This window comes from Streptomyces sp. MBT65 (genome assembly GCF_016612545.1).
Lineage (GTDB): Bacteria > Actinomycetota > Actinomycetes > Streptomycetales > Streptomycetaceae > Streptomyces.
Genome location: NZ_JAENRY010000571.1, coordinates 1 through 3,399 on the forward strand (window position 1 = coordinate 1; position 3,399 = coordinate 3,399).

General features: G+C 72.4%; 2 protein-coding genes and 2 pseudogenes. All 4 read left to right on the forward strand.

Going from position 1 to position 3,399, the window contains the following annotated elements:
* Positions 1-347 (forward strand): annotated as a pseudogene (locus tag JHN63_RS50455) (sugar ABC transporter ATP-binding protein); the annotation flags it as partial.
* A 20-nt stretch (positions 348-367) separates the two neighbouring features.
* Positions 368-828 (forward strand): annotated as a pseudogene (locus JHN63_RS50460) (DUF3574 domain-containing protein).
* A 91-nt stretch (positions 829-919) separates the two neighbouring features.
* The gene (locus JHN63_RS50465; RefSeq protein ID WP_200691848.1) at positions 920-2,308 is read left to right on the forward strand and encodes an aldehyde dehydrogenase family protein; all 1,389 of its coding nucleotides are present in this window, start codon (positions 920-922) and stop codon (positions 2,306-2,308) included.
* Between the two features lie 27 nt (positions 2,309-2,335).
* On the forward strand, positions 2,336-3,399 hold a 1,064-nt coding region (locus JHN63_RS50470; RefSeq protein WP_200691849.1), incomplete at its 3' end, for a Zn-dependent alcohol dehydrogenase.

Consider the following 3,399-nt stretch of genomic DNA (forward strand, 5'->3'; position numbering starts at 1 on the left):
GTGGTCCAGGGTGACGACCGGTCCGGCGCGCAGCGCTTCCGCGCGCCCGCGCAGCCGGTCCAGGACACCGCCCTCGCGTCGGCGGCGCCGGGCCGGGCGGGCGCGCGGAAGCGCTGCGCGCCGGACCGGTCGTCACCCTGGACCACCCGGCCGACGCCGAGGCCGACCTCGTTCCGCCCGAGGGCCGCCTCCCCGGCGACCTCGTCGTCCGCACCACCCCGGACATCGAACTCCGCCACGGCATGCAGGTCCCGCTCCTCGTCGACATCGCCCACCTGTTCGTCTTCGACCAGCACGGCGAACGGATCTCCCCGGCCCCGGCGCGGCTGCCCGACCTGGACGAGTGACGCCCGGTACGGATAGGTGCATGACCTTGCATTTCACCCGAAACCGGGCAGCTCTCGCGATCGCCGGCCTCCTCCTGGCGGCCGCGGCCCCCACCGCCTACGCCGGCCTCGGCACGTCGAAACCGAAACCTCTCCCGCGCCGACGCGCGGAACGCCGTACGTCGAGACGCAGCTCTTCTTCGGTACCGAGCGGCCGGACGGTGGACCGGCGGTCACCGACCGGCAGTTCATGGCCTTCGTCGACAGGGAGGTCACGCCGGACTTCCCGGACGGGCTCACCGTGCAGAACGGGCGCGGGCAGTGGCGGGACGCGCACGGGAAGATCGAGAAGGAGCGGTCGTACGAGCTGATCCTGCTGTACCCGGTGACGGCGGCGGGGGCGAGCGACCGGAAGATCGAGGAGATCCGGCGGGCGTATGAGAAGGCCTTCGCGCAGGAGGCGGTGGGCCGGGTGGACGACCGGACCCGGGCCGATTTCTGACCCGACCCGGTACCCGGGGTCCCTGGCGCCGCAAAACTAACACCGCTAGTTTGTGAGGCGGACGACGACGTCACGCCCGGGAGGCAGCACGATGAAGGCACACGACGGCATGTACATCGGCGGCGCCTGGCGCCCCGCGGCGAGCGGGGAGGTCATCGACGTGGTGAACCCGGTCGACGAGCAGGTGATCGGCCGCGTCCCGGCCGGCAACGCGGCCGACGTCGACACGGCCGTACGGGCCGCCCGTGCCGCCCTCCCGGGCTGGGCCGCGACCCCGCCCGCCGAACGGGCCGCCCAACTCGCTTCGCTGCGGGACGTGTTGGTGGCCCGCAAGGACGAGATCGCCGAGACGGTCACGGCCGAACTGGGCTCGCCGCTCGCCTTCTCGCAGGCCGTCCACGCGGGTGTGCCGATCGCGGTGGCGGGCTCGTACGCCGAACTCGCCGCGAGCCACGCCTTCGAGGAGAAGGTCGGCAACTCGACGGTCCACCAGGAGCCGATCGGCGTGGTCGGCGCGATCACCCCCTGGAACTACCCCCTCCACCAGATCGTCGCCAAGGTCGCCCCCGCCCTCGCCGCCGGCTGCACGGTGGTGCTGAAACCGGCCGAAGACACCCCGCTCACCGCCCAGTTGTTCGCGGAAGCGGTCGACGAGGCGGGCCTCCCGGCCGGTGTCTTCAACCTCGTCACCGGCCTCGGCCCGATCGCCGGCCAGGCCCTCGCCGAGCACCCGGGCGTCGACCTGGTCTCCTTCACCGGCTCCACGGCGGTCGGCCGCCAGATCGGTGCCACGGCGGGCGCCGCGATCAAGAAGGTGGCCCTCGAACTCGGCGGCAAGTCCGCCAACGTCGTCCTCCCCGGCGCCGACCTCGCCAAGGCGGTGAACGTCGGCGTCGCCAACGTGATGTCCAACTCCGGCCAGACATGCAGCGCCTGGACCCGGATGCTGGTCCACCGCGACCAGTACGACGAGGCCGTGGAACTGGCCGCGACCGCCGCCGCCAAGTACGGCGACCGCATCGGCCCGGTCGTCAGTGCCAAGCAGCAGGCGAGGGTGCGGAGTTACATCGAGAAGGGGGTGGCGGAGGGCGCGAGGCTGGTGGCGGGCGGCCCCGATTCCCCGTCCGCGCAGGGCTACTTCGTCTCACCGACCGTCTTCGCCGACGTGACCCCCGACATGACGATCGCGCAGGAGGAGATCTTCGGCCCGGTCCTCTCGATCCTCCGCTACGACGACGAGGACGACGCCGTCCGCATCGCCAACGGCACGGTCTACGGCCTGGCGGGCGCCGTGTGGGCCGGCGAGGAGGCGGAAGCGGTCGCGTTCGCGAGGAGGTTGGAGACGGGGCAGGTCGACATCAACGGCGGGCGGTTCAACCCCCGCGCCCCGTTCGGGGGTTACAAGCAGTCGGGGGTGGGCCGGGAACTCGGCGCGCACGGACTGTCCGAGTACCTCCAGACCAAGTCCCTTCAGTTCTGACCCCGTTGACCCGCTAGGAGGCCTCGCATGGTTCGCGCCGCCGTACTGCCCGCCGTGGGCGCTCCGCTGGAGATCGCCGAGATCGACCTCCCGGACCCCGGCCCCCGCCAGGTCCGTGTCCGCCTCGCCGCCGCCGGGGTCTGCCACTCCGACCTGTCCCTGACCAACGGCACCATGCGCGTGCCGGTCCCGGCGGTCCTCGGCCACGAGGGCGCGGGCACGGTGGTGGCCGTGGGGGAGGAGGTCACCCACATCTCACCCGGCGACTCCGTCGTCCTCAACTGGGCGCCCTCCTGCGGCACTTGCCACGCCTGCACACTGGGCGAGGTCTGGCTCTGCGCCAACGCGCTCAACGGCGCGGCCGACGTCTACGCCCACCGCAGCTCCGACGGCAGCGACCTCCACCCCGGCCTGAACGTGGCGGCGTTCGCCGAGGAGACGGTCGTATCGGCCGCCTGTGTCCTGCCCCTCCCGGACGGAATCCCGTTGACGGACGCGGCACTTCTGGGCTGCGCCGTCCTCACCGGCTACGGCGCCGTCCACCACTCGGCACGGGTGCGGGAGGGCGAGACGGTCGCGGTGTTCGGCGTCGGCGGAGTGGGTCTTTCGACGCTCCAGGCGGCCCGGATCGCGGGCGCCACGACGATTGTGGCCGTCGATGTCTCCCCGGAGAAGGAGGAGTTGGCGCGCGCGGCCGGAGCGACGGAGTACGTGATCGCCTCCGACAACACGGCCCGGGAGATCCGCGCCCTCACCGGAAAGCAGGGCGTGGACGTCGCCGTCGAATGCGTCGGCCGGGCGGTCACCATCCGCACCGCCTGGGAGTCCACCCGCCGCGGCGGCCGCACCACGGTGGTCGGCATCGGCGGCAAGGACCAGCAGGTCACCTTCAACGCCCTCGAACTCTTCCACTGGGGACGGACGTTGAGCGGCTGTGTCTACGGCAACTCCGACCCGGCGAAGGACCTGCCGGTGCTCGCCGAACACGTGCGGGCCGGACGCCTTGACCTGGGGGCGTTGGTGACGGAACGGATCGGGCTGGAGGGCATCCCGGCGGCGTTCGAGAACATGGTGGCGGGGAAGGGCGGGCG

Excerpts from the sequence above, each read along its gene's own strand:
- JHN63_RS50465 (WP_200691848.1), top strand. The coding sequence starts at position 920 with ATGAAGGCACACGACGGCATGTACATCGGCGGCGCCTGGCGCCCCGCG.